The organism is Paraburkholderia ribeironis, assembly GCF_900019265.1.
Lineage (GTDB): Bacteria > Pseudomonadota > Gammaproteobacteria > Burkholderiales > Burkholderiaceae > Paraburkholderia > Paraburkholderia ribeironis.
Genome location: NZ_CYGX02000010.1, coordinates 1 through 26,009 on the forward strand (window position 1 = coordinate 1; position 26,009 = coordinate 26,009).

A 26,009-nucleotide genomic window follows, 5' to 3' on the forward strand; every position below is an offset into this window, starting at 1 on the left:
TTTCTGGGTCAACTTCAGTTATGGAGCCGAGTATTGAGTACCGGCGCGCGCATCACCAACGCTTAATTACTGCGCTATTTGGTTCGGCCCATAGCCTGCATTCGAGCAATCTTCCGGTTCGCGGAATTCCGGATAGAGCGTTTGCCATATCGCTGCGGCATCGAGGACCGATGGGACCACCCCATGGCCGCCTTTTGGTCCCGGAGGTCCTCTTCGGGCTTTGCCGAATTTTCGTTGGCTTCGTTCCAGCGGTCGTTCCAGTCGTGCCGGAAAATGTGGGGGTGCAGTGGCGCTAGTTCGGGATACCGCTGCTCGAGCGTCGATATGATATCTCTCAGGCCACGGTCGGTCAGCTCTTCACCCTTGTAGTTCACGAACACGTACGGATGCTTTCGCGCGTGCGGGAACTTGCTGCGGTCTGAACGCTGATAGGTTATCCACTCGTCCAGCAGGTCCCGCAAATCATCGTCAAGCGACAGGATGCGCGCATTCGTTTTTGTCGTCGCCGGGTTCTCCCGGTAGTCGTCAGGGTCGTCGTGCCGGCGATGAATCGTGAAGTTGGCCGGCTGGACACTGAAGTCGAAGTCGGCGCATTTCAGACCCAGTAACTCACCTGCACGAGGGCCCAGTTCATAGGCCAGCTTGAGCAGCGCACAATTACGGACCTGAAGCTTGAGGCTGTAAGGATTGCCCGGGTCACCGGGCTGAATTACCCGTAGGAACAACTCCCTTTGTGCAGGGGTCATTCCGAGTCGCTCTTTCGGGCTCCCGTCATCGTTCGTCGAATGAGAATCCGATTTCGGAGCGAAGCGCTTGACGCGCCTTTTGAATCTCTCCAATGCGGCATTGGCAGCATCGTGCTGGACGGCGTCCGCGATACGCGCGATGACCGGTTCAGCGACGAACTCGATATAGTCCGCGCACGTGAGATAGCGGGTCTTGGCGTAGTGCGGGTCGACCAGGCGGGAACCGAACTCAGGTTCGGAAATGCGGCAACGCTCGGCGAGAGCAATAAGCTCGTCGCTCGACAAGAAGCGCCTCTGCGCCACGCGCTGAATGAGGTCAATTCCAAGGTCCGCAAACACGTCAAGGCCGAGCGCAACTGCGCTCAATGCCTTGCGCATCGTCGCGGGTGCGGCACTGCGTGCCCTCAACCGGAGAGCATAGGGCACTACGGGTATCACAGGGAGCCCTCGGGAACCGTGCACCAGTAGGGCCATCCGCTCACCCGAATTCATCCGGAAGGTCCGAACTCTCAAAGGCGACATGGCATCAGCCTCCATCAGTTGAAGTTGAGGCCAATTTACATGCTTTGGCTGCTTCCGTTTATCGAAACCAATCGTCCAAAGGAAAGGGCCGGCAAAACCCTACGTAACCGATTGATTACATGAGATTTTCCGGCCCAAATCTAACAAAACGGACTGTGGTTCCGCCTAGAACGGAATATCGTCATCCATCTCATCAAAACCGCCGCCAGCCGGCGCGCTCGGACGGCTCGAAGCACCACCGCCGCTGCCACCACGCGAACCGCCACCCGACATCGCGCGGCCACCGCCACCTCCACCGCTACGCTCCGACGGCTCACCGCGGCTATAACCGCCCTCATCACCACCGCCGCCGCCCATCGAACCACCACGCCCGCCCAGCATTTGCATCTGCTCGGCGACGATTTCCGTCGAGTAGCGATCGGTACCGTCCTGCGCCTGCCACTTGCGGGTGCGGATACGCCCTTCCAGGTACACCGACGAGCCCTTCTTCAGATATTCCGAAACGATTTCCGCGAGGCGGCCGAAGAACGACACGCGATGCCACTCGGTGGTTTCCTTCATCTCGCCGGACGCCTTGTCCTTATACCGGTCCGTCGTCGCAAGGCGGATGTTCGCCACTGCGTCGCCGCTCGGAAGATAGCGAACTTCCGGATCGGCGCCGAGATTGCCGACGAGAATGACCTTGTTCACGGATGCCATGAGTTTCTCCTGTTGATTCCGTTGCGGGCGGCGCGGCAATACGCGGTTCGCGTCTCATGGCCGGCAGGCCCGAGACCAGAACAGCGCCTCTGCCCGCCGCCGGATGAGTTCTGGGTGAGTTCGGGGTATGCCCCCGAGTGCACCGCGAGTGTTCCCTATTACGCTTTGCGCGGCGGCTGTTTCATCTTTGCGGCGATTATAAGCCAGCAAAAGACAAGCCCCGAACAAGCGAAGAATACGGCGCTCTGACCATCCACTTTGAGCAGCCAGCCACCGATCATCCCGCCCAGCGCAAGACCGATCGACTGGGTGGTGTTGTACACGCCGGCAGCCGCGCCCTTGCGGGTTCCCGGCGCCAGTTTCGACACCAGCGATGGCTGCGATGCCTCAAGAATATTGAAGCCGAGAAAGTACACGAAAAGGATCGCCGCCACACTCAGGATCGTATGCGCAGCGACGCCCAATAACAACTGTCCGATCAGGATAAGACCGATCGCGGACAGCAGCACGATTTTCATCTTGCCGCGCTTTTCGGCGGCGATGATCGCCGGCACCATCATCACGAAAGACAGGCCCATCACCGGCAGGTACACCTTCCAGTGCGACGCGACCGGCAAGCCGCCCGCTTCGAGAATGCGCGGCACGACGAGGAACAGCGCGGTTTGCGTCGCGTGCAGCACGAGCACACCGAAATTCAGGCGCAGCAGTTCGACGTTGTGCAGCACTTCGGCGAACGGCGCGCGCACATGCACCGGCTTTGGCGCATCGGGCACCACCCACAGTACGAGGCCGATCGCAAGGATCGAGAAAATGCCGACCAGCATGAACAGACCGCTCATGCCGACCCAGTGGAACACGATCGGCGCGCCGACGATCGCCACCGCAAACGACACGCCGATACTGCCGCCGACCATCGCCATCGCCTTGGTGCGATGTTCTTCGGCGGTAAGGTCGGCGATGAACGCGATCACCGCGGACGACACCGCGCCCATCCCCTGAACCACCCGTCCGACGATGATCCACGTCATGTCATGCGCGCCCGCCGCGATGAAGCTGCCGAGTGCGAAGATCAGCAGGCCCGTGGCAATGACCGGCTTGCGGCCGACCTTGTCGGAGATCCAGCCGTAAAAGATGTAGAGCATGGACTGCGTCACGCCGTACGCGCCGAGCGCGATGCCCACCAGCAGCACGTTGTCGCCGCCCGGAATGGTCTTCGCGTAGATCGAGAACACCGGCATGATCATGAAGAGACCGAGCATGCGCAACGCAAAGATAGCGGCAAGCGACACGGTCGCGCGCAGTTCAGGCGCGCTCATGCGTGTTGAAGTAGCGGACGGATTGGACATCGGGAGCGTTCTTTGAATGAGCTGGACGGCACACCGCAGACAGTCAGCCGGTTGATACGGCAACAACCCGGCCACAACCAGGCGGCTTAGCACGGAATGTCGGGGTGCCTGTCGCGCGGCGTTCGCGTCGGCGACCTTCGCACCTCCGCTAGCGCCTCGCGGTGCCTTGTACTTGCGGAAAACGGCCCCAGTTAGACCTTTTTCCCGCGGCGCTGAACCGCTGCCTTACAGCTTGCCTTGCGCCTTGTTCCAACTGTCAGGAAGCCGTAACGGCGGCCTTGAAAAGTCGTTATAGTAGCAGGTTTAGCCTCTTTCTCTTTCCGCCAGTTCATGGAATAAATCCGTGGAACAAATCCGTATTCGTGGGGCTCGCACCCACAACCTGAAGAACGTCAACCTCGACCTACCCCGTCACAAGCTCGTCGTCATCACGGGCCTTTCCGGCTCGGGCAAATCGTCGCTGGCGTTCGACACGCTCTATGCGGAAGGACAGCGGCGCTACGTCGAAAGTCTCTCCGCCTACGCGCGCCAGTTCCTCCAGTTGATGGAGAAACCGGACGTCGATCTGATCGAAGGCCTGTCGCCGGCGATCTCGATCGAACAGAAAGCGACCTCGCACAACCCGCGCTCCACGGTCGGCACCGTCACCGAAATTCACGACTATTTGCGGCTGCTGTTCGCGCGGGTCGGCACGCCCTATTGTCCCGATCACGAAATTCCGCTCGAAGCGCAAAGCGTGTCGCAGATGGTCGACGCGGCGCTCGCGTTGCCGGAAGAGACCAGGCTGATGATCCTCGCGCCCGTGGTGACGGACCGCAAAGGCGAGCACGTCGAGCTGTTCGAGGACATGCAGGCGCAAGGCTTCATCCGTTTCCGCGTGCGCTCGGGCGGCGGCACCGCCAATGAAGGCGCCGCGAAGATCCATGAAGTCGATGCACTACCCAAGCTGAAGAAGAACGACAAGCACACGATCGACGTCGTCGTCGACCGTCTGAAAGTGCGCCCGGACATGAAGCAGCGCCTCGCAGAGTCGTTCGAAACGGCGCTGCGGCTCGCCGACGGCCGCGCAATCGCGCTCGAAATGGACACGGACAACGAGCATCTGTTCAGCTCGAAGTTCGCCTGCCCGATCTGCTCGTATTCGCTGCAGGAACTTGAGCCGCGCCTGTTCTCGTTTAACAATCCGATGGGCGCCTGCCCGGAATGCGACGGCCTCGGCCAGATCACCTTCTTCGATCCGAAGCGGGTGGTCGCGCATCCGTCGCTGTCGCTCGCGGCGGGCGCAGTGAAGGGCTGGGACCGGCGCAACCAGTTCTACTTCCAGATGCTGCAAAGTCTCGCGGCGTTCTACGACTTCGACATCGATACAGCGGTCGAAGACCTGCCCGAGAAAGTCCGCAAGATCCTGCTGTTCGGTTCGGGCAAGCAGGAGATTCCGTTCTCGTACATCAACGAGCGCGGCCGCACTTCCGTGCGCGAGCACGTGTTCGAAGGGATCATTCCCAATCTCGAACGGCGTTACCGCGAGACCGATTCGGCCGCGGTGCGCGAAGAGCTCGCCAAGTATCAGAACAACCAGCCCTGCCCGGCCTGCGCCGGCACGCGGCTGCGGCGCGAAGCGCGCTTCGTGCGGGTCGGCGCGGACGGCGACGCGCGTGGCATCTTCGAAATCAGCGGCTGGCCGTTGCGCGATGCGCTCGGCTATTTCCAGACGCTGCGGCTGGAAGGCTCGAAGCGCGAAATCGCCGACAAGGTCGTGAAGGAAATCGTCGCGCGCCTGATGTTCCTGAATAACGTCGGGCTGGATTATCTGTCACTCGAACGCAGCGCGGAAACGCTGTCGGGCGGCGAGGCGCAACGGATCCGCCTCGCATCGCAAATCGGCTCGGGGCTGACCGGCGTGATGTACGTGCTCGACGAACCGTCGATCGGCCTGCACCAGCGCGACAACGACCGGCTGATCTCCACGCTCAAGCATCTGCGCGATCTGGGCAACTCGGTGATCGTCGTCGAGCACGACGAAGACATGATCCGCATGGCCGACTACGTGGTCGACATGGGCCCCGGCGCGGGCGAGCACGGCGGCATGGTGATCGCCGAGGGCACGCCCAAACAGGTGCAGGCGAACGCGGCGTCGATGACCGGCCAGTACATGTCCGGCGCGCGCACCATCGAATTCCCGGACCAGCGCAAGGACCCCGACGAGCGCCGGCTGCGCATCGTCGAGGCGTTCGGCAACAATCTGCGGCACGTGTCGCTGGATCTGCCGGTCGGTCTGCTCACGTGCGTGACCGGCGTGTCCGGTTCGGGCAAATCGACGCTGATCAACGACACGCTGTATCACGCGGTGGCGCGGCACCTGTACGGCTCGGCCACCGAGCCGGCGCCCTATGAATCGATCGAGGGCCTCGAGCATTTCGACAAGGTCATCAACGTCGACCAGTCGCCGATCGGCCGCACGCCGCGCTCGAACCCGGCCACCTACACGGGTCTGTTCACGCCGATCCGCGAACTGTTCGCGGGCGTGCCCGCGGCCAAGGAACGCGGCTATGACCCGGGCCGTTTCTCGTTCAACGTGAAGGGCGGCCGCTGCGAATCCTGCCAGGGCGACGGCGTGCTCAAGGTGGAAATGCACTTTTTGCCGGACGTGTACGTGCCGTGCGACGTCTGTCACGGCAAGCGCTACAACCGCGAAACGCTCGACGTTCAGTACAAGGGCAAGAACATCAGCGAAGTGCTCGACATGACGGTGGAGGCCGCGTATGAGTTCTTCAAGCCGGTTCCGGTCGTCGCGCGCAAGCTGAAAACCTTGCTGGACGTGGGTCTGGGCTATATCCGGCTGGGTCAGTCGGCCACCACGCTGTCGGGCGGCGAGGCGCAGCGCGTCAAGCTATCTCTGGAACTGAGCAAGCGCGACACCGGTCGCACGCTATACATTCTCGACGAGCCGACCACCGGCCTGCACTTCCACGACATCGCGCTGTTGCTGGAAGTGATCCATCGATTGCGCGACCAGGGTAATACCGTCGTGATCATCGAGCATAATCTCGATGTAATCAAAACAGCCGACTGGGTCATCGATCTCGGTCCTGAAGGCGGTGCGGGTGGCGGGCAGATCATCGCTCAAGGCACGCCCGAGCAGATTGCGAAGTCGAAAGCAAGTTTTACCGGCAAGTATCTGGCGCCGCTGCTCAAGCGCGCCGCCAGCAATAAGTAACGCTGCACAACACGGGTTGGAGACGGGATAAGCCATGGCCAAGCGGAATCAGGCGCGCGACGAAGGGCAGGGGCAGGTGCAGGACCTGCGCCCGCGCCCGGTCAGGCTGACTAGCGACATGAGCCTGCCGAAGCTGTCGGCAGTCGAAATCGGCAGTTACGTCCTGATGTTGTTCGGTATGTGGGCGGTCATCGAACTGAAGCTGCTCGGCGCATTGCTCGCCGGGCTGCTGGTGTTTCAGCTGGTCCACACCATCGCGCCGCGCATCGAACGCCATATGTCGAGCATGCGGGCGCGCTGGCTCGCGGTGGTGATCCTGTCCACGCTGATCGTCGGCGCGCTCACGGGGCTCACACTTGGCATCATCGAGCATTTCGAGAACGACGTGCCGAGCGTGCAAAAGCTGCTCGACCAGGCCATGCAACTGATCGATCAGGCGCGCGGCCGGATTCCGCAATTCATCGCCAACTATCTGCCAGTCGACACCGAACAGATGAAGGCCAAGGCGGAAGAGCTGATGCACACGCACGCCAACATGCTGCAACAAGGCGGCACGACCGCGGCGCGCGCCTTCACGCACATCCTGATCGGCATGATCATTGGCGCGATCATCGCGGTCGGCGCGCAGAAGCATATGCAGCGGCTGCCACTGTCCACGGCGTTCGTCACGCGCGTGACCCGTTTCGCCGACGCATTCCGCCGCATCGTGTTCGCCCAGGTGAAGATCTCAGCGATCAACGCTGCCTTCACCGCCATCTTCCTGCTGGTGATCCTGCCGATCTTTCACGACCAGTTGCCGCTGTCGAAAACACTGGTGCTGGTGACGTTCATCGTCGGCTTGCTTCCGGTGATCGGCAATCTGATCTCGAATACGATCATCGTCGCGGTGGCGCTCTCGGTGAGCTTTCCGGCGGCGGTCATGTCGCTGGTGTTTCTGATCCTGATTCACAAACTCGAGTACTTCCTGAATGCGCGAATCGTCGGTGGACAGATCGAGGCGCGCGCTTGGGAATTGCTGATCGCGATGCTCGTGATGGAAGCCGCGTTCGGCATGCCCGGCGTCATCGCGGCGCCAATCTTCTACGCGTATATCAAGCGGGAACTGATCTACCTGCGGCTGGTGTGAACCGGGCGCCTGAACGGGCAAAGCGGGGCGGCACTGCAGTGCCGCTTTTTTTTGCCCTTCGCTTGCGCCCAGGCAAAGCGCAAGCGACAGGTCGCATCGACGGGAAACTTGCGGTAGATCGCGTCAGCCCCTAAGATGCGAATAATTCCCATTTACAGAATACCTACCTCGTGACACCCCGTCAGAATTCCTGCTCGGCCCGGCCGGCTCGCGCATGAGAAGCCAACTCGTCCGTCTGCACCGCTGGTTTGGCGTCGCCACCGCGCTGTTTCTGTTCATTGCCGGCCTCACCGGCGCGATCATCGCGTGGGACCACGAGCTCGATGCGGCGCTGAACCCGTCGTTCTTCAAAGCGCGCACGGCCGGCCCAGCGCTGTCCGGCCTGGAACTGGCACGCCGTGTGGAAGCCGCCGATCCGCGTCTGCAGGTGACCTATCTGCCGCTCGCCACCGAACCCGGCCACACGCTGCAGATGATGGTGCTGCCGCGCACTGACCCCGCGACGAAACAGCCCTACCCGCTCGACTTCAATCAGATCGCCGTCGATCCGGCCACCGGCCGCATTCAGGGGCGCCGCGAATGGGGCGCCGTATCGCTCGCGCGGCTCAACCTGATTCCGTTCATTTATAAGCTGCACTACACGCTGCACCTGCCGTTCACCGGCGGCATCGATACCGGCACGTGGCTGATGGGGATCGTCGGCATCATGTGGCTGTTCGACAGCATGATCGCGCTCTGGCTGTCGTTTCCGAGCTTCAAGGCGTGGCGCAAGTCGTTCGCGTTCCGCCTCGGGCGCGGCGGCTATGCGCTCACCTTCGACCTGCATCGCTCCGGCGGCGTCTGGATCTGGGGCTTGCTGATGATCGTCGCGCTGACCTCGGTGTCGATGAATCTATCGGCACCGGTGGTGCGGCCAGTCGTCTCGACGCTGTCGACGCTCACGCCGGACCCGACCAACAACCCCGAGATCCTGCGCGCTCCGCAGCCCGGCGATCAGGTGTTGAGCCGCGAGCGGATCGCGCAATTGGCCGAGCAGGCCGGCCGCGCGATGAATCTCGCCGTGCCGCCGGGCGGCATCTATTACGCGCAATTGCTGCACGTGTATGGCGTGGGCTTCTACGCGCCCGGCAACGATCACGGCGACATCGGCCTCGGCAACCCGTGGATGTATTGGGACGCCATCACCGGCAAACCACTCGGCGCGCAGATTCCCGGCAAGGGCACAGCGGGCGACATCTTCATGCAGGTGCAATTCCCGCTGCACTCGGGACGCATCCTTGGTCTCGGCGGACGGATTCTGGTCAGCGCGGTCGGCCTCGCGGTCGCGGTGCTGAGCGCAACAGGACTGCTGATCTGGCTGAAGAAGCTGAACGCGCGCCGCCGTTCGGCACAAAACGCCGCTCTAGCGCGGCACACGGGCGGGTCGGCGGCACGGTCGTAGGGTGAGGTTGCACCGGCATCGTTCCAGGACCCCGCCTCTGGCGGACGGTATGGGGGGACGCCGCCGCTTGCTAAGCGCGCATCGAGCACATCGAGCACATCAGCCGCGCCTACCGGAACACGACCGTCTTGCTGCCGTTCAACACGACGCGATGCTCCACATGCCACCGCACCGCACGCGCGAGCGTCACGCATTCAACGTCGCGGCCGATCGCCGTCAATTGCTCCGGCGTCATGCTGTGATCGACGCGCTCCACTTCCTGCTCGATGATCGGACCTTCGTCGAGATCCGTCGTCACGTAATGGGCAGTCGCGCCGATCAGCTTCACACCGCGGTCGAACGCCTGGTAATACGGCTTCGCGCCCTTGAAGCTCGGCAGGAACGAGTGGTGAATGTTGATCGCGCGGCCGGCGAGCGCTTCGCACAGCTTCGGCGACAGAATCTGCATGTAGCGCGCAAGCACCACCAGATCCACCTGATGTTCGTCGATCACTTCCAGCACGCGCGCTTCCTGCGCGGCCTTCGCGTCGGGCGTGCCGCCCAGCAACGGAAAATGATGGAACGGAATGTCGTAGCTGGCGGCGAGCTGATAGAACTCCTTGTGGTTCGAGATGATCGCCGGAATCTCGATACCCAGTTGACCGGTGCGGTAGCGGAACAGCAGATCGTTCAGGCAGTGACCGATCTTCGACACCATAATCACCACGCGCGGCTTCACCGACGCATCATGCAGTTCCCAGCTCATGCCGAACTGTTCGGCGAGCGTCGCGAACGACTTGCGCAACGCCTCCAGGCCCGGATCGCCGCCCACCTGCTGAAAATGCACGCGCATGAAGAACTCGCCCGTGCGGATATCACCGAACTGCGCGGAGTCGAGAATATTGCTGCCACGCTCGAACAGAAAACCTGACACTGCGTGAACGATGCCGGGCCGGTCGGCGCACGACAGTTTGAGGATAAAGCTGTGATCGGTCGACATGACCTGGGTGACTCCCTTCTTCAATGCGTGGTTTGTTCAGTCTGTACTGCGTGAAGGCGATGAAGGCGAGCGCCTGAGCGAACACCTAAGCGAACGCCGGCGGCGCGAACAACGCTTCGATGCCCGCGCACGCATCTTCATCGATCCAGCGGCGGCGCAACAGGCAATCCAGCGTGGCGAGACTCGCATCCACCGTCAGCGCGCCCTCTTCGATCCAGCGCGCCACTTCATCGATTCGCGCAAGCTGGTGTTCGCCCACTTCGCCGTCCTGATTGCGCGGCGCGAAATCGGCCGGCAGCGTGAGGTCGTAGATGAAGATCTGTTCGGCCTGCGTGCCTTCCGGCAGCGATTGCAGCACGTGCGCGGTGCGGCCCGCCACGGCGCGCGCCGCAATGTGCTCGGGAATGCCGGCTTCTTCCCAGCACTCCTTGATGATCGTCGCCTCGATGCCGAAGCCCCAGCCGATCCCGCCCGCAACGACATTGTCGAGCATGCCCGGGTCGGTCGCCTTGGTGTCGCTGCGGCGCGCGATCCACAATTGCGGCGCTCGATCCGCGTATTCTACGACGCCGTTCAGATGCACCGCGTAGGTCTGCGTGCCGAAGAAGCGCGACGCCGCGCGTTCGATATACGCGAGCGGCGGCGCATCGAACGCATTGCGGATCGCGTAAGTCTCGTCGCGCCAGCCGGGAATGCGGCCTTCAGCAGCGAGCGCACCGATCACGGAGCCGAGCGCTGCGCTACGCAGATCGACGGTATCGAACGCACTGGCGAGCGTGACATGGCCGCCGTCGGTCTCGAACACATCGGGCCAGCGCGCGAGCAACGGCACATCGCTCGCGCGAATCCAGCCGACCTGTTCGGCGCCGATCCGGAACGGCCGATGCGCGTCGGCATCGAAGCGGCGCGCGGCGGTGATGCAAGGCAAAGTCATTCAAAGCTCCAGCTGGTTCAGGTACGCACCCCGCAGACGGCGATCGCCCGCTCGCCCAGGTCAGTCACGCAACGCGACGCGAACCCCGATCGCGATGAACGTCGCGCCGGCCAGACGATCGAGCCACATGCCCACGCGCGGCCGCCGCTTGAGCCAGCCGCCGATGATCCCCGCGCACACGCCGAACAGCGAAAACACCACCACCGTCTGCAACATGAACAGCACGCCGAGTTCGAGCATCTGCAGCGTGACGCTTTGCGTGCCGTGCGGCTGCACGAACTGCGGCAGGAACACGACGAAGAACAGCGTCACCTTCGGGTTGAGCAGATTGCCGAGCACGCTCTGGCGAAACACCGTGGTCAACGGCTGCGGCGCGCGCTGATGTGCGGTCGCGAGGCCCTGGCTGCGCAGCGCCTTGATGCCGATCCAGACCAGATATGCGGCGCCGGCCAGCTTGATCGCTTCGAACGCGAGCGGCGACGAGCGCAGCAGCGCGGCCACGCCGAGCGCGGCCAGCGTCGTGTGAACCGTGATGCCGGCCGCGAAGCCGAGCGCGGCAACCAGTCCCGCCGCGCGGCCCTGCGAGATGCCGCGCGCCAGTACTTGCAGATTGTCCGGACCGGGCGCCACGGTAATCGCGATCGACGTGGCGAGAAACAGCAGGAAGTTGGGCATCGTCGTTACCTTCTAGATGTGCAGCGGAACGCGCTTCGCGGCGCTCGCTCAATGACCGTCGAAACTGATCGCCGTATAGAGCGCGAGGCCGCCGTCGCGCAGCAGCTGCGAGCCGCCGAGCTCGGGCAGATCGATGATCGCCGCGCCTTCGACGACGACCGCGCCGAGCCGCTCGAGCAGCAGCTTGCCGGCCATCATCGTGCCGCCGGTCGCGATCAGGTCGTCGATGATAACGATCCGGTCGCCGGCCTTGCAGGCGTCCTCGTGAATCTCGACGGTCGCGGTGCCGTATTCGAGTTCGTACGATTGCGACAGCCGCTTGTACGGCAGTTTGCCGGCCTTGCGGATCGGAATGAAGCCGAGGTTCAACTCATGCGCGAGAATCGGCCCGATGATGAACCCGCGCGCATCCAGCCCGGCGATGTAGTCGAGCTTCGCGTCGATATAGCGCTGTACGAACAGGTCGACCAGCACGCGCAACGACTTCGGCTCCTGCAGCAGCGGTGTGATGTCGCGAAACTGCACGCCCGGCTGCGGCCAGTCGGGCACCGTGCGAATGTGGCTTCTGATGTATTCGGCCGCATCGAGCGGCGCGCTCTCGAGCGCGTTGGACATGATGTCTCCAGATGGACCTCGATGGGTCCGATGAAAAGCCAGTAGAGGGCCGCGGGGCGCGAGCCGCGCCACTTCGGGCGCCTGCGTCAGGCCGCGGCGGCGCCCGCGCGGCGGTGCTTCGAGAGCCGTTCCTCGGCTTGCGCCAGTTGTTCGGGCAGGCCGCGCAACACCACGATGTCGCTCGCGCGCAGCTTGGTGGACGGGTCCGGCTCGACGCCGCGAATGCCGTGCCGCCGGATCGCGGTCACTTCCACACCCAGCTCGAACAGGCCGAGATCCGCCAGTGTGCGGCCCACCGCGTCCGCGTTGGCGTCGATCGGCACCGATTGTAGCCGCACCTGTTCGTGACCGTCGTCGTCTTCCATGTCGTCGGCGCCGTGGAAGTAGCCGCGCAGCAGCGCATAGCGTTCGTCACGCATTTCCTCGACGCGCCGCACCACGCGCCGCATCGGCACGCCCATCACGACCAACGTGTGCGAGGCCAGCATCAGACTGCCCTCGACGATTTCCGGAATCACTTCGGTCGCGCCGGCGGCCAGCAGCTTTTCCAGGTCGGCGTCGTCCACCGTGCGCACGATCACCGGCAGGGTCGGCTCCAGCTCGTGGATGTTGTGCAGAACACGCAATGCGGACGGGGTGTTCGCGTAGGTGATGGCGATCGCGGCCGCACGATGGATACCGGCGGCGAGCAGCGACTCGCGCCGCCCCGCATCGCCGAACACGACCGATTCGCCGGCCGCGGCAGCCGCTGCGACGCGATCGGGGTCGAGGTCGAGCGCGACATACGACAAACCTTCGTGCTCGAGCATGCGCGCCAGATTCTGCCCGGCCCGGCCGTAGCCGCAAATGATGACGTGGCCGCTCTGCTTGAGGCTTTGCGTCGCGATGCGCGTCATCTGCAACGACTGCATCATCCATTCAGTCGACGACAGCCGCAGCACGATCCGGTCGGCGTTCTGGATCAGGAACGGCGCGGCCAGCATCGACAGCAGCATCGCCGCGAGAATCGCCTGCAGCAAAGTGGCGTCGACCAGATGCCGGTCGAGAATCAGATTGAGCAGCACGAAGCCGAATTCGCCCGCTTGCGCGAGGCCGATACCGGTGCGCATCGCGACGCCCGGCGTCGCGCCGAACACGCGCGACAGCCCCGTGATCATCACCGCCTTCAGCAGGGTCGGGCCGATCAGGAAGCCGAGCACGACCAGCGGATGCTCCCAGATCACGCGTGGATTCAGCAGCATGCCGGTGGTGACGAAGAAAAGGCCGAGCAGCACGTCGCGAAACGGCTTGATGTCCTCCTCCACCTGATGCCGATACGGCGTCTCGGCGATCAACATGCCGGCGATGAACGCGCCGAGCGCGAGCGACAGCCCGAACTTGTCCGTGATGAACGCCGCGCCGAGCGTCACCAGCAGCAGATTGAGAACGAACAGTTCCTGCGAGCGGCGCCGCGCGACCACGTTGAACCAGCGCGTCATGAAGCGCTGCCCGACGATCAGCAGCAGCGCCAACGCCACGACGATCTTGATGGCCGCGACCCCGAGCGCGCTGACCAGGTTTTCCGATCTGCCGCCCAGCGCCGCGATGATGATCAGGAGCGGCACCACCGCCAGATCCTGAAACAGCAGCACGCCGAAGATATTGCGGCCATGCTCGGTTTCGATCTCGAGCCGCTCGGCCAGCATCTTGCTGACGATCGCCGTCGACGACATGGCGAGCGCGCCGCCCAGCGCCACGCTCGCCTGCCACGTGATATGCACCCAGCGCTCCAGCACGAAGCCGAGCGACACCGCCACCCCGATCGTGCCGAGCACCTGCAACAGACCGAGACCGAACACGGCCCGGCGCATCGTGCGCAGCTTGGACAGCGAAAACTCCAGCCCGATCGAAAACATCAGGAACACCACGCCGAATTCGGCGAGGTTCTGCGCGCCTGCCGAGTCGGGAATCAGACCGAGTGCGTGCGGCCCGACGACGATGCCGACCGTCAGATAGCCGAGCATCGGCGGAAGATTCAGAAAGCGAAAAATCACCACGCCCGCTACCGATGCCAGCAGCAGGAAGAGCGTCATCTCGAGCGGGGAAATCATCGGCAAAAACGCATCGGTAAAGCGTCCTCGTTCGTCAGCGGAACCGCGTACGCGCAACACCGCGCGACAAGGTTGAGGGGCCGGTAAAGGCAGCGGCTTGGCACAGCAGGCCCGGCGCGGCGAACAAGCGCCTTTGCTATACTCCGCGCATGATAGCGAAAATCAATGGCGACCGGGCACTCATGCTCGCTCGTGACGTGCTCGACATCGAAGCGGACGCCGTACGCGCCCTTCGCGACCAACTCGACGATGATTTCGTAGGGGCGGTCGATTTCATCCTGGGTTGCCGTGGGCGCGTGGTCGTCTCCGGCATCGGCAAATCCGGTCATGTGGCCCGCAAGCTCGCGGCCACGCTGGCCAGCACCGGGACACCCGCGTTCTTCGTGCATCCCGCGGAAGCCAGTCACGGCGACCTCGGCATGGTCACCGAGGACGACGTGTTCCTCGCGCTGTCCAATTCCGGTGAAACCGAGGAACTGGTGGCCATCCTGCCGCTCATCAAGCGGATTGGCGCGAAGCTGATTGCGATGACGGGACGTCCGTCATCGAGTCTCGCACAACTGGCCGACGTGCACCTGAATTCCGGCGTGGCGAAAGAAGCCTGCCCGATGAATCTCGCGCCGACCGCCAGCACCACCGCCGCGCTCGCGCTCGGCGACGCGCTCGCGGTCGCGGTGCTCGACGCACGCGGCTTCGGCCGCGACGATTTCGCGCGCTCGCATCCGGGCGGCGCGCTCGGCCGGCGCCTGCTCACTTATGTACGCGACGTGATGCGCACCGGCGACCAGTTGCCACAGGTCGCGCCCGACGCCACCGTGCGCGACGCGCTGTTCCAGTTGACCGCCAAGCGCATGGGCATGACCGCGATCGTCGACCAGGACGGCCGTGTGACGGGCATCTTCACCGATGGAGACCTGCGCCGCGTGCTCGAACGCGACGGCGATTTCCGTCAATTGTCGATCGCTTCGGTGATGACCGCCGGCCCGCGCACCATCGGTCCGGACCATCTCGCGGTCGAAGCCGTGGAACTGATGGAGCGCTATCGCATCAATCAGATGTTGGTCGTCGACGAAGCAGGCAAGCTGATTGGCGCACTCAATATGCACGACCTGTTTTCGAAGAAGGTGATCTGATGGCCATCGCTCCTCCTACCGCTACTGAACGCGCCAGCCGCGTGAAGCTGATGATTTTTGACGTCGACGGCGTGCTGACCGACGGCGGTCTGCTGTTCACGGCGGAAGGCGACACGATGAAGGGCTTCAACTCGATGGACGGCCACGGCATGAAGCTGTTGCGCCAGGCCGGCATCGAGACCGCGCTCATCACGGGGCGCAAGTCGGGCATCGTGGCGGCACGCGCGAAGGAAATGAACATCACGCACGTCTATCAGGGCGTGCAGGACAAACTTCAGGCGTTCTCGGACCTTTTGCAGCAAACCGGCATGAGCGCGCAGGAATGCGGCTACATGGGCGACGATTGGGTCGATCTGGCCGTGATGCTGAAGGTCGGCTTCGCGGCGGCGCCGGCCAATTCGCATCCCGAAGTGATCGCGCGGGCTCATTGGGTCAGCGAGGCACGCGGCGGCTACGGCGCGGCGCGCGAAGTCTGCGACACGCTGCTGCGCGCGCAGCACAAATATGAAGCACTGCTCGCGGCAGCCTGTAGCGGCGAACAGCGAGGCCTCGTCGGATGAACCAGTTTCGCCTGACCTCGCTGATTCCGCTGGTCGCGATGGCCGCGCTCGCCGGTATCACATGGTGGTTGCTGCAAGCCACACAGCCGCGCCAGAACGAAGGCGCCGCGCGTCCGAAGGAGCACACCCCGGACTACTTCGCGGACAATTTCTCGGTTTCCGAACTCGATCAGTCGGGCGCCACGCAATACCGCCTGACCGCCCAGTCGCTGATCCATTACGAGGACGACGAACTGAGCGACCTCGTCAAACCGGCCATGCGCGCCTTCCAGCCCGGCAAGCCGATCGTCACCGCGACCGGCGACACCGGCACGGTGAATGCCGATGCATCGATCGTCGATCTGTACGGCAACGCGCGCATCCTGCGGGCGCCCGGCAGCGGCGATCCGCAGATGCAGGCGGATTCGGAGCATTTCAGGGTGTTGGTCAACGACGATGTGATCGAGACTGAAAAGCCGGTTAAACTTCAGCGCGGCATTTCGGTGATGACTGCCAGCGGCATGAACTACAACAATGTCACCCGGTTGATGCAGCTGTTCGGCAACGTCAGAGGCGCGATCGCCCCGTCCGACACCGGCGGTAATTCGCCCAAGCAACCCGGGTAATCCATTCCAGGCGTGACTGCATGAACGATTCGTTCCCCCGTTTTGATACCGGCCGCTCGCGCGCCGTGTCCGCGTGCCGCGCCGGACTCGCTGCGCTGCTCGTCGCGTTGCCGCTCGCCGGCTTCGCGCCGCTTGCGCACGCGGACCGCGCCGACAAGGACAAGCCGCTGAACATCGAAGCGGACAACATGACTTACGACGATCTCAAGCAGATCACCATCTTTACCGGCCACGTGGTCGCCACCAAAGGCACCATCGTGATCAAGGCCGATCGCGTCGAAGTGAGGCAGGACCCGCAGGGTTATCAGTACGCCACCGGTACCTCGAGCGGCGGCAATCTGTCGTATTTCCGCCAGAAACGTGAAGGTCTTGACGAATACATCGAAGGCACGGCCATCCGTATCGACTACGACGGCAGGCAGGATCTGACCACGCTCACGACGAACGCAACGGTCCGGCGCCTGCAGGGCCTGTCGACCTTGCTCGACCAGGTGCACGGCAGCGTGATCACGTATGACGGCCAGACCGACTTCTACACTGCGAAGGCGGGCAAGGACGTTGCCGGCCCGGGCAACCCGACCGGCCGCGTGCGGGCGATGCTGTCGCCGCGCAACGCCGGCGCCACCCCGCCGAGCGGCGGTGGGGCCACGCTCGCGCCGTCCACCACGATCCAGGGAGCGCCGAACCAGTGAGCACCGAATCTGTGAGCGCCGTCGCGTCGCTCCCCAATCGCAAGCCGGCCGGCACCAGCAGTTCGCTGGTCGTGCGCAATCTGAAGAAACGCTACGGCTCGCGCACGGTCGTCAAAGACGTTTCGCTCGACGTAAAAAGCGGCGAAGTAGTGGGTCTGCTCGGCCCCAACGGCGCCGGCAAGACGACCTCGTTCTATATGATCGTCGGCCTCGTGCCGCTCGATGCGGGCGAAATCGATCTGGACGGCAAGTCGATCAGCCTGCTGCCGATCCACAAGCGGGCTTCGCTGGGCCTGTCGTACCTGCCTCAGGAAGCCTCGGTGTTCCGCAAGCTCACCGTCGAAGAAAATATTCGCGCGGTGCTGGAGTTGCAGCACGAAGACAACGGCAAGCGGCTCAGCAAGGACTCCATCACGACCCGCACCGAAGCCTTGCTCGACGAGTTGCAAATCGCGCACCTGCGCGAGAATCCAGCGCTGTCGCTATCGGGCGGCGAGCGCCGCCGGGTCGAAATCGCCCGGGCACTGGCCACCAATCCGAGCTTCATCCTGCTCGACGAGCCGTTCGCGGGCGTCGATCCGATCGCGGTTCTGGAAATCCAGAAAATCGTCAAATTTTTGAAGCAGCGCAATATTGGCGTGCTGATCACCGACCATAACGTGCGTGAGACGCTCGGCATCTGCGACCACGCGTACATCATCAGCGACGGCAGCGTGCTGGCCGCCGGCGCGCCGAGCGAAATCATCGAAAACGAAAGCGTGCGGCGCGTGTACCTGGGCGAGCATTTCCGCATGTAAGCGCACACGGGATTGCCGGCGGCGCCAGCGCGCGTCCGTCGGCTCCCCTGCGGCGGGCGCACATCCGCATTTTTGACCGGGCCGTCTCGCGGCCGGCATCCGTCGAAAACGGGTGTATACGTCATTGCGAATGTCGCACGGTATATCGCGGTCGTGGCAAACTCTCTACAATGAATCTCAACTTGCCATGAAAGCCAGCCTCCAACTCCGCCTATCGCAGCATCTTGCGCTGACGCCACAACTGCAGCAGTCCATTCGGCTGCTTCAGCTGTCCACGCTCGAACTGCAGCAGGAAGTCGCAACGGCGATCTCGCAGAATCCGCTCCTCGAGAGTGAGGACGACTGGATCGCGAGCCCCTTGCGCGTGGCGGCTGACGGTTCGCTGATCGCCCAGGCACCCAATTCCGCCCCGCCGCCCGACCAGATGGGCGGCAACGGATCGTCATCCAGCACCAGCGGCAGCGAGCGCGCCGAAAGCGGCGAACCGCAGGGTGTCGACGAATATAACGGCTTGTCGGGCGACAGCAACGGCGACGCCTCGCAATGGAATCTCGACGACTACGGCCGCTCCGGCACCGCGTCGGACGACGACGATCTGCCGCCGCTGCAAATCCATGAATCGAGCACCTCGCTGCGCGACCACCTGATGGCGCAATTGCGCGTCACCCAGGCGGGTCAACGCGACCGGGCGCTGATCACGTTCCTGATCGAATCACTGGACGACGACGGCTACCTCGCCGCCACATTCGACGAAGTGCTTGCGGATCTGCCTGAAGAGCTCGAAGTCGACCTGGACGAATTGAATGCCGCGCTCGCGCTGCTGCATAGCTTCGATCCGGCGGGCGTCGGCGCACGCTCTGCGTCGGAATGTCTCAAGCTGCAACTGTTGCGGCTCGATCCATCTCCTACAAGAACACTGGCGCTCGACATCGTCGCCCACTACCTGGAACTGCTTGCGGCACGCGATTTCACGCGCCTGCGCAAACACTTGAAGGCGAACGACGACGATCTGCGCGACGCGCATATGCTGATCCGCTCGCTCGAGCCGTTTCCCGGCGCTGCTTATGGCAAGGCGGAAGCGGACTATGTGGTGCCGGACATCATGGTGCGCAAAACGGCCCAGGGCTGGCAGGCCGAACTGAATCCGGAGGTGGTGCCGAAGCTGCGCATCAATCACCTGTACGCGAACATTCTGCGCAATAACCGGGGGGACCCGGGCAGCGGTTCGTTGCGCCAGCAACTGCAAGAAGCCCGTTGGCTGATCAAGAATATACAGCAGCGTTTCGAGACGATCCTGAGGGTCGCGCAAGCGATTGTCGAGCGTCAGAAGAGCTTTTTCGTACACGGCGAAATTGCCATGCGCCCCTTGGTTTTGCGGGAGATTGCTGATACGCTGGGCCTACACGAGTCGACTGTCTCGCGTGTGACAACCGGTAAATACATGCTGACCCCATTCGGGACGCTGGAGTTCAAGTACTTCTTCGGATCGCACGTTTCGACCGACACAGGCGGCGCGGCCTCTTCCACGGCCATTCGCGCGCTGATCAAACAACTGATAGGAGCGGAAAACCCCAAAACGCCTCTCTCAGACAGTCGCATAGCCGAACTGCTGGCGGAACAGGGCTTTGTGGTCGCACGGCGTACCGTTGCGAAGTACCGCGAAGCGCTCAAGATCCCGGCAGTCAACCTGCGCAAGTCTCTGTAGCCCGTCGCCTTCCGTGATGGGCATTTACCGGCCGCCCCGCAGTTGGCGGACAGGCCGGCCGATGCGACCTGCCAGATGTCAGTCACCGGGGGGCGACTCAGGCAAGCCGAACGATCGACCGGGCTTTTGTCATCGTGCGGAACAAGCGGCCACTAGCTTGGAGAAGCACTATGAATCTCAAGATCAGTGGACACCACCTCGAAGTAACGCCTGCGTTGCGCGAATACGTGATCACCAAACTGGATAGGGTGCTAAGACATTTCGATCAGGTAATCGACGGCAGTGTGGTCCTCTCGGTCGACAACCACAAGGAAAAGGAGAAGCGTCAAAAGGTTGAAATCAACCTGCATCTCAAGGGCAAAGACATCTTTGTCGAGAGCTGCGACAGCGATCTCTACGCTGCAATCGATCTAATGATCGACAAGCTCGATCGGCAAGTGATACGCCACAAGAGTCGCCTGCAAGGCCATCAGCATGATGCGATCAAGTATCAACCGGCGCCGCACCTGGATGTGCCGCCGCAATAAGGGAAATTAGAGGGCTGCCTTCATTTCTCTTAGCCTGGCAAAACCGCCCAGAATCGGGCGGTTTTTTCGTTTTTGGACGCTCTTTTCGCAGGTCGGCGCAACTCGCGGACCGAGCCGATAAAAACCCATCGCGCATCGATGGCGCGCCGCACCATCTGCGGCTCCCCTGTTCTATAATGTTCCGGTTACCATCGGGGTCAAGCCAGCGCACGCGGAAAAAAAGTCGGCCGGCGGGAGTCTTGTGCTTTCAGACTCCAACGCATGTCTTCGCGAGCATCGAACGAATGGAACGCCACTCAAACGCCCTAGCGAGGAAAACCCAGGCCACGTTTTCGCCTGCCAACATGAATCGTTTAGCCAAATTTCTTCCCCTCGAGAACGTCGTCGTCGGACTATCGGTCACCAGCAAGAAGCGCGTGTTCGAGCAAGCGGGCCTGATCTTCGAGAACCAGAACGGTATCGCCCGCAGCACAGTCACTGACAATCTGTTTGCGCGCGAGCGCCTCGGATCAACGGGGCTCGGCGAAGGCGTCGCGATTCCGCATGGCCGGATCAAAGGCTTGAAGCAGCCGCTCGCCGCGTTCGTCCGCCTCGCCGACCCCATCCCCTTCGAGTCGCCCGACGGTCAGCCGGTTTCGCTGCTGATCTTTCTGCTCGTACCCGAACAGGCCACCCAGCAGCATCTCGAAATTCTTTCGGAAATCGCCCAGTTGCTGTCTGATCGCGAGGCCCGCGAGCGCCTGCATACGGAAGAAAACCGCGAATCGTTGCATCGCCTGCTCACTCAGTGGCAACCTTGATGCATCGGCGGTTATCCGCTCGCATGCGAGTACCGTCGAGGAATACGCGCGGCTCGCGATAGGGCGTCCGCCTGTTTGTCCGGCAAGCGACCCACACTGGAGTCACTGACTCATGGATACGTCCAGCATCAACGCCCAGAGCATTTTCGACGACAACGCCGCCATGCTGAAGCTCAGCTGGCTGACGGGGCATGAAGGCTGGGAACGCGGCTTTTCTTCCGAATCGGTTGCAAATGCCACGTCAAGTGCCGACCTCGTCGGCCACTTGAACCTGATCCACCCAAACCGGATCCAGGTGCTCGGCGACGCCGAAATCGACTACTACAAACGTCAGACCGACGAAGACCGCTCGCGCCACATGGCCGAGCTGATCGCGTTGGAACCGCCGTTCCTGGTGGTGGCGGGCGGCGTCGCCGCGCCGCCGGAACTGGTGCTGCGCTGCACGCGCTCGTCCACGCCGCTGTTTACCACGCCGATGTCCGCCGCCGCGGTGATCGACAGCCTGCGGCTGTACATGTCGCGCATTCTCGCGCCGCGGGCGACGCTGCACGGGGTGTTTCTGGACATCCTCGGCATGGGCGTGCTGCTCACGGGCGACTCGGGCCTCGGCAAGAGTGAACTCGGGCTGGAACTGATCAGCCGCGGCCACGGCCTCGTCGCCGACGACGCGGTCGATTTCGTGCGCCTCGGTCCGGACTTCGTCGAAGGGCGCTGCCCGCCGCTGCTGCAAAACCTGCTCGAAGTGCGCGGGCTCGGCCTGCTCGACATCAAGACGATCTTCGGTGAAACAGCGGTGCGCCGGAAAATGAAGCTGAAACTGATCGTGCAACTGGTACGCCGTCCCGATGGTGAATTCCAGCGGCTGCCGCTGGAAAGTCAAACCGTCGACGTGCTCGGCCTGCCGATCAGCAAGGTCACGATTCAGGTGGCCGCGGGCCGCAACCTTGCGGTGCTGGTCGAAGCGGCCGTGCGCAACACGATTCTGCAATTGCGCGGCATCGACACACTACGCGACTTCATGGATCGCCAGCGCCTCGCGATGCAAGACCCCGACAGCCAGTTTCCCGGCAAACTGATCTGAGCCGGTAGCGCGATGCAGCGCCCGCAGCCGGGGCTGGCCGCAGGCACACGCAGGAGACCAGATGCTATGATGAAATGTACGGTTTCGACGACGCCATGCGCATAATTCTGATCACTGGTATCTCCGGCTCCGGCAAGTCAGTTGCCCTGAACGCGCTCGAAGACGCAGGGTATTACTGCGTCGACAATTTGCCGCCGCGCTTTCTGCCGCAACTCGCCGCCTATCTCGCCGAGGACGGGCAAGACCACCTCGCGGTCGCGATCGACGCGCGCTCGGGCGGGTCCCTCGACGAAATGCCTGCGATGATCCGCGACCTGTCGCGCGCTCACGATGTACGCGTGCTATTCCTGAGCGCCAGCACGCAGTCGTTGATCCAGCGCTTCTCCGAAACGCGCCGCCGCCATCCGCTCTCAGGTTCCACCGCGCACGACGCCGACGTCGGCCTGCTCACCTCGCTCGCGGAAGCCATCGAACGCGAACGCGAGCTCGTGGCGGGTCTGGCCGAGTTCGGCCATCAGATCGACACCAGCAATCTGCGCGCGAATGTGCTGCGCGCGTGGGTCAAACGCTTCATCGAGCAGAAGGAAGCTGGGCTCGTGCTGATGTTCGAGTCGTTCGGCTTCAAACGCGGCGTGCCGCTCGACGCGGATTTCGTTTTTGACGTACGCACGCTGCCGAACCCGTACTACGATCATGAATTGAGACCGCTCACGGGCCTCGACAAACCGGTGATCGATTTTCTCGATGCACTGCCGGTCGTCCACGAAATGATCGACGACATCGAGAAGTTTCTGTCCAAATGGCTGCCGCATTTCCGCGACGACAATCGCAGCTATCTCACCGTCGCAATCGGTTGCACGGGTGGCCAGCACCGCTCGGTGTTCATTGCGGAGACGCTTGCCGCGCGTCTCGCAACGTCGGCGAATGTGATTGTGCGGCACCGCGATGCGCCGCTCGAAGTTGGCGAATCATCGAAGCTGGTGGCTTAACCGGCCGCATCGCGCGGCCTCAACCCGAAGCGTTGCGCCATGTCTTCTACTCCTACTGTGCTTGTCGATGTGCCGCTGTTTCCGCTGCACACGGTACTGTTTCCCGATGGACTGCTGCCGCTGAAGATTTTCGAAGCGCGCTACCTCGACATGGCGCGCGAGTGTTTGCGTGAAAAAACGCCGTTCGGCGTGTGCTTGCTGAAGAGCGGTGCGGAAGTGGCGCGCGAAGAAGAGCCTTCGGTACCGGAAGCAATTGGCTGTCTTGCCGAAATCGAAGAATGCGATGTCGAGGCGTTTGGCATGCTGCTGATTCGCGCCCGCGGCACGCGGCGCTTTCGGCTGCTGTCGCATCGCGTGGAGAGCGGCGGGCTGCTGGTCGGCATGGCGGAGCCGATAGCCGACGACGCGCCGCTCGAGGGCAACGAGTTGCTTGCCAAATTCGGCGCGTGCGCGGAGGTGCTGGAAAGGATCATCGCGACAATCCGCGAACGAGACCCGGACAGCTTGCCATTCGCGGAGCCATTCAGGCTCGACGATCCGTCGTGGGTATCGAACCGTCTCGCCGAAGTGCTGCCGATCGCGTTGCGTGCGCGTCAGAAGTTGATGGAACTACAGGACGCCGGCGCGCGGATCGACGTCGTTCATCACTATATGCAACAACATCAACTGCTCTAAGTGCGGCCACGCATCTGAGAACTCGACGCAATCCGATTCGTTAGATCAGCGAACCCTGCAAACCGTCCAGCAGTTTGCGCACCGGCGCGGGCACACCGAACGAATTGAGATCGCTGAGCGCAACCCATGCGGTATCCGCGTCACCCAGTGCGGCCAAGCCGCCGACGCGACGATCCAGTTGCGCGAGCCGCGGCTCGATATCCAGCTTGAAATGCGTGAACACGTGCGTGAGCGACGCGAGCGGCGAGACCACGCCGTCGCTGCCGAAGGCGCGCGCACGCTCGGCGAGCGCGGCTTCATCGGTGGCTTCGGGCAGGCTCCACAAGCCGCCCCAGATGCCCGACGGCGGCCGCTTCTCGAGCATCACCGCGTTGCCGTCGCGCAGCACCAGCATCCACGTGCGGCGTGTCGGCACAGCCTTCTTCGGACGCGCCGTCGGCAATTCGCGCTGACGTCCGGTCACATTGGCTACGCAGTCGACGGCGAACGGACAGCGCAGGCAGTCCGGTTTGCCACGCACGCACAGGGTTGCGCCGAGGTCCATCAAGCCTTGCGTGTACGAGCTGACGTCGTGGTCCGTTGCATGCGACGGAAGCAGCGACTCAGCCAGCGTCCACATGGCGTTCTCGACTTTCTTCTCGCCCGGGAAACCTTCGACGCCGAATACGCGCGCCAGCACCCGCTTCACATTGCCATCGAGAATCGTCGCGCGTGCGCCGAAGGCAAATGATGCGATCGCCGCGGCCGTCGAGCGGCCGATGCCCGGCAACGCCGCGAGCTCGTCGACCGATGCCGGAAACGCGCCACCGTGCTGCTCGACCACCACTTGCGCGCAGCGATGCAGATTGCGTGCGCGCGTGTAGTAGCCGAGGCCGGCCCATAATGCCATCACGTCGTCCACCGGCGCCGCGGCGAGCGCCGCGACATCCGGAAAACGCGCAACAAATCGGGCGTAGTACGGAATCACCGTCGATACCTGAGTCTGCTGCAACATGATTTCCGACAGCCAGATGCGATACGGGTCCCGCGTGTTCTGCCACGGCAGATCGTGACGGCCGTGCTGGCGCTGCCACGCGATCAACCGCGCGGAAAAATCGGCCATGACCGCAAACGCGGGTGCATCGGGAGCGGTAGGTGAAGTTGAACGCGACGTGGTACGCGGTGTTAAGCGGGAAGGCATTGACGATTTAGCGCTGACAAGTGGGACAGAAGTACGTGGAGCGCTGCCCCTGCACGATCTGTTTGATCGGCGTTCCACACACGCGGCATGGCAGCCCGGCGCGATCATAGACGAAATAGTCGAGCTGGAAGTAACCGCTTTCGCCGTCACTGCCGACAAAATCGCGCAGCGTGCTGCCGCCCTTCTCGATCGCGGCGGCGAGCGTCACGCGCACTGCGTCCGCGAGCAAATCGTAGCGAACCAGCGAGACGCGGCCGGCCGCGGTGGTCGGTCGGATGCCGGCGCGAAACAGGCTCTCCGACGCATAGATATTGCCCACGCCCACCACGATCTCGCCGGCCAGCAGCGCCTGCTTCACCGAGACCTTGCGCCCGCGCGTGAGCCGGTGCAGTAGCGCGCCGGAGAACGCCGGCGAGAACGGTTCGACACCGAGCCCCGCGAGCAGCGGATGATCCAGTATGTCGCCCGCTTCGCGCGGGTGCCACAGCACCGCGCCAAAGCGACGCGGATCGCGATAGCGCAAAATGAACTCGTCAAAGATCCAGTCGATGTGGTCGTGCTTCGCAGCGGCCGGCGGATGCGGCACATGACGCAGCACCCGCAGTGTCCCAGTCATGCCAAGATGCACAATGAACCAGCCGGCGTCGATTTCGAACAGCAGATATTTGCCGCGCCGCTCCACCTTGTGGACGATCTGGCCGCGCAAGGTTTTCGCGAGGTCTGCGGGAATCGGCCAGCGCAGCGTGGGCGAACGCACGTCGACGCGTTCAACCTTGCGCCCGGACACATAGGGTTCGATTCCACGTCGGGTAACCTCAACTTCTGGTAACTCTGGCATGTCTAACTGGTCTGCAACTTGCGGGAGTGGTTGTGCG

At 63.1% G+C, this 26,009-nt stretch carries 24 protein-coding genes; 14 read left to right on the forward strand and 10 right to left on the reverse strand.

Annotation, left to right across the window (positions count from 1 at the left end; all coding sequences use genetic code 11):
* Positions 1-74: 74 nt before the first annotated feature.
* The 3 genes from BN2475_RS04695 to BN2475_RS04705 form a co-directional block, all read right to left on the reverse strand.
* Complete coding sequence (locus BN2475_RS04695; protein WP_159444522.1) at positions 75-1,124, reverse strand: site-specific integrase; 1,050 nt, start codon at positions 1,122-1,124, stop codon at positions 75-77.
* A 309-nt stretch (positions 1,125-1,433) separates the two neighbouring features.
* Positions 1,434-1,967 (reverse strand): single-stranded DNA-binding protein, encoded by a 534-nt coding sequence (locus tag BN2475_RS04700; RefSeq protein WP_094778410.1) that lies wholly within the window; start codon positions 1,965-1,967, stop codon positions 1,434-1,436.
* 158 nt (positions 1,968-2,125) lie between these two features.
* Positions 2,126-3,313, reverse strand: a complete 1,188-nt coding sequence (locus tag BN2475_RS04705; protein WP_094778411.1) for an MFS transporter — start codon at positions 3,311-3,313, stop codon at positions 2,126-2,128.
* Positions 3,314-3,656: 343 nt separating this feature from the next.
* On the opposite strand from BN2475_RS04705, the gene uvrA reads away from it, so the two are divergent.
* From uvrA to BN2475_RS04720, 3 genes are all read left to right on the forward strand, one after another.
* Positions 3,657-6,530 carry an excinuclease ABC subunit UvrA gene (gene uvrA / locus BN2475_RS04710; protein ID WP_094778412.1) on the forward strand — a complete coding sequence of 958 codons (2,874 nt, stop codon included), beginning with the start codon at positions 3,657-3,659 and terminating at the stop codon, positions 6,528-6,530.
* 34 nt (positions 6,531-6,564) lie between these two features.
* A complete protein-coding gene (locus BN2475_RS04715) occupies positions 6,565-7,656 on the forward strand; it encodes an AI-2E family transporter (RefSeq protein WP_094778413.1) in 1,092 nt (363 codons plus the stop codon).
* Between the two features lie 214 nt (positions 7,657-7,870).
* On the forward strand, positions 7,871-9,097 hold the full coding sequence (locus BN2475_RS04720; RefSeq protein ID WP_094778414.1) for a PepSY-associated TM helix domain-containing protein: 1,227 nt from the start codon (positions 7,871-7,873) through the stop codon (positions 9,095-9,097).
* A gap of 109 nt (positions 9,098-9,206) precedes the next feature.
* Here BN2475_RS04720 and purU read toward each other — a convergent pair whose 3' ends face one another.
* The 5 genes from purU to BN2475_RS04745 form a co-directional block, all read right to left on the reverse strand.
* Positions 9,207-10,076, reverse strand: coding sequence for a formyltetrahydrofolate deformylase (purU, locus tag BN2475_RS04725; RefSeq protein ID WP_094778546.1), 870 nt, complete (start codon positions 10,074-10,076; stop codon positions 9,207-9,209).
* Positions 10,077-10,161: 85 nt separating this feature from the next.
* Entirely contained in the window at positions 10,162-11,010 is an 849-nt protein-coding gene (locus BN2475_RS04730) for an NUDIX hydrolase (RefSeq protein ID WP_094778415.1), read from the reverse strand.
* Between the two features lie 60 nt (positions 11,011-11,070).
* Positions 11,071-11,685: a LysE family translocator gene (locus BN2475_RS04735; RefSeq protein ID WP_094778416.1), complete on the reverse strand. Its 615-nt coding sequence runs from the start codon at positions 11,683-11,685 to the stop codon at positions 11,071-11,073.
* Positions 11,686-11,733: 48 nt separating this feature from the next.
* Positions 11,734-12,300, reverse strand: coding sequence for an adenine phosphoribosyltransferase (locus BN2475_RS04740; protein WP_094778417.1), 567 nt, complete (start codon positions 12,298-12,300; stop codon positions 11,734-11,736).
* An 86-nt stretch (positions 12,301-12,386) separates the two neighbouring features.
* Positions 12,387-14,390, reverse strand: coding sequence for a monovalent cation:proton antiporter family protein (locus BN2475_RS04745; protein WP_094778418.1), 2,004 nt, complete (start codon positions 14,388-14,390; stop codon positions 12,387-12,389).
* A gap of 149 nt (positions 14,391-14,539) precedes the next feature.
* Between BN2475_RS04745 and kdsD the strand changes: the two genes are divergently transcribed.
* The 11 genes from kdsD (at position 14,540) to BN2475_RS04800 (ending at position 23,954) form a co-directional block, all read left to right on the forward strand.
* Positions 14,540-15,523, forward strand: coding sequence for an arabinose 5-phosphate isomerase KdsD (gene kdsD, locus BN2475_RS04750; protein ID WP_094778419.1), 984 nt, complete (start codon positions 14,540-14,542; stop codon positions 15,521-15,523).
* Positions 15,523-16,083, forward strand: a complete 561-nt coding sequence (locus BN2475_RS04755; RefSeq protein ID WP_094778420.1) for a KdsC family phosphatase — start codon at positions 15,523-15,525, stop codon at positions 16,081-16,083. The genes kdsD and BN2475_RS04755 overlap by 1 nt, the downstream gene beginning before the upstream one ends.
* Entirely contained in the window at positions 16,080-16,688 is a 609-nt protein-coding gene (gene lptC / locus BN2475_RS04760; protein WP_094778421.1) for an LPS export ABC transporter periplasmic protein LptC, read from the forward strand. The genes BN2475_RS04755 and lptC overlap by 4 nt, the downstream gene beginning before the upstream one ends.
* Before the next feature lie 20 nt (positions 16,689-16,708).
* Positions 16,709-17,380: a lipopolysaccharide transport periplasmic protein LptA gene (gene lptA / locus BN2475_RS04765; protein ID WP_094778422.1), complete on the forward strand. Its 672-nt coding sequence runs from the start codon at positions 16,709-16,711 to the stop codon at positions 17,378-17,380.
* Positions 17,381-17,391: 11 nt separating this feature from the next.
* Positions 17,392-18,177 carry an LPS export ABC transporter ATP-binding protein gene (gene lptB / locus BN2475_RS04770; RefSeq protein WP_094778547.1) on the forward strand — a complete coding sequence of 262 codons (786 nt, stop codon included), beginning with the start codon at positions 17,392-17,394 and terminating at the stop codon, positions 18,175-18,177.
* A gap of 187 nt (positions 18,178-18,364) precedes the next feature.
* Positions 18,365-19,882, forward strand: a complete 1,518-nt coding sequence (locus BN2475_RS04775) for an RNA polymerase factor sigma-54 (RefSeq protein ID WP_094778423.1) — start codon at positions 18,365-18,367, stop codon at positions 19,880-19,882.
* Between the two features lie 170 nt (positions 19,883-20,052).
* Positions 20,053-20,409, forward strand: coding sequence for a ribosome hibernation-promoting factor, HPF/YfiA family (gene hpf, locus BN2475_RS04780; protein ID WP_094778424.1), 357 nt, complete (start codon positions 20,053-20,055; stop codon positions 20,407-20,409).
* 284 nt (positions 20,410-20,693) lie between these two features.
* Positions 20,694-21,209, forward strand: coding sequence for a PTS sugar transporter subunit IIA (locus tag BN2475_RS04785; RefSeq protein ID WP_094778425.1), 516 nt, complete (start codon positions 20,694-20,696; stop codon positions 21,207-21,209).
* 112 nt (positions 21,210-21,321) lie between these two features.
* On the forward strand, positions 21,322-22,290 hold the full coding sequence (hprK, locus tag BN2475_RS04790) for an HPr(Ser) kinase/phosphatase (protein WP_012431656.1): 969 nt from the start codon (positions 21,322-21,324) through the stop codon (positions 22,288-22,290).
* A 95-nt stretch (positions 22,291-22,385) separates the two neighbouring features.
* On the forward strand, positions 22,386-23,279 hold the full coding sequence (rapZ, locus tag BN2475_RS04795) for an RNase adapter RapZ (protein WP_094778548.1): 894 nt from the start codon (positions 22,386-22,388) through the stop codon (positions 23,277-23,279).
* A gap of 39 nt (positions 23,280-23,318) precedes the next feature.
* Positions 23,319-23,954 carry an LON peptidase substrate-binding domain-containing protein gene (locus BN2475_RS04800; protein ID WP_094778426.1) on the forward strand — a complete coding sequence of 212 codons (636 nt, stop codon included), beginning with the start codon at positions 23,319-23,321 and terminating at the stop codon, positions 23,952-23,954.
* 40 nt (positions 23,955-23,994) lie between these two features.
* Here the strand turns inward: BN2475_RS04800 and mutY are convergent, their stop codons facing one another.
* Together mutY and mutM are read right to left on the reverse strand one after the other, a co-directional pair.
* Positions 23,995-25,134 carry an A/G-specific adenine glycosylase gene (gene mutY / locus BN2475_RS04805; RefSeq protein WP_174641871.1) on the reverse strand — a complete coding sequence of 380 codons (1,140 nt, stop codon included), beginning with the start codon at positions 25,132-25,134 and terminating at the stop codon, positions 23,995-23,997.
* 7 nt (positions 25,135-25,141) lie between these two features.
* On the reverse strand, positions 25,142-25,972 hold the full coding sequence (gene mutM / locus BN2475_RS04810; protein ID WP_094778428.1) for a bifunctional DNA-formamidopyrimidine glycosylase/DNA-(apurinic or apyrimidinic site) lyase: 831 nt from the start codon (positions 25,970-25,972) through the stop codon (positions 25,142-25,144).
* Between the last annotated feature and the right edge of the window lie 37 nt (positions 25,973-26,009).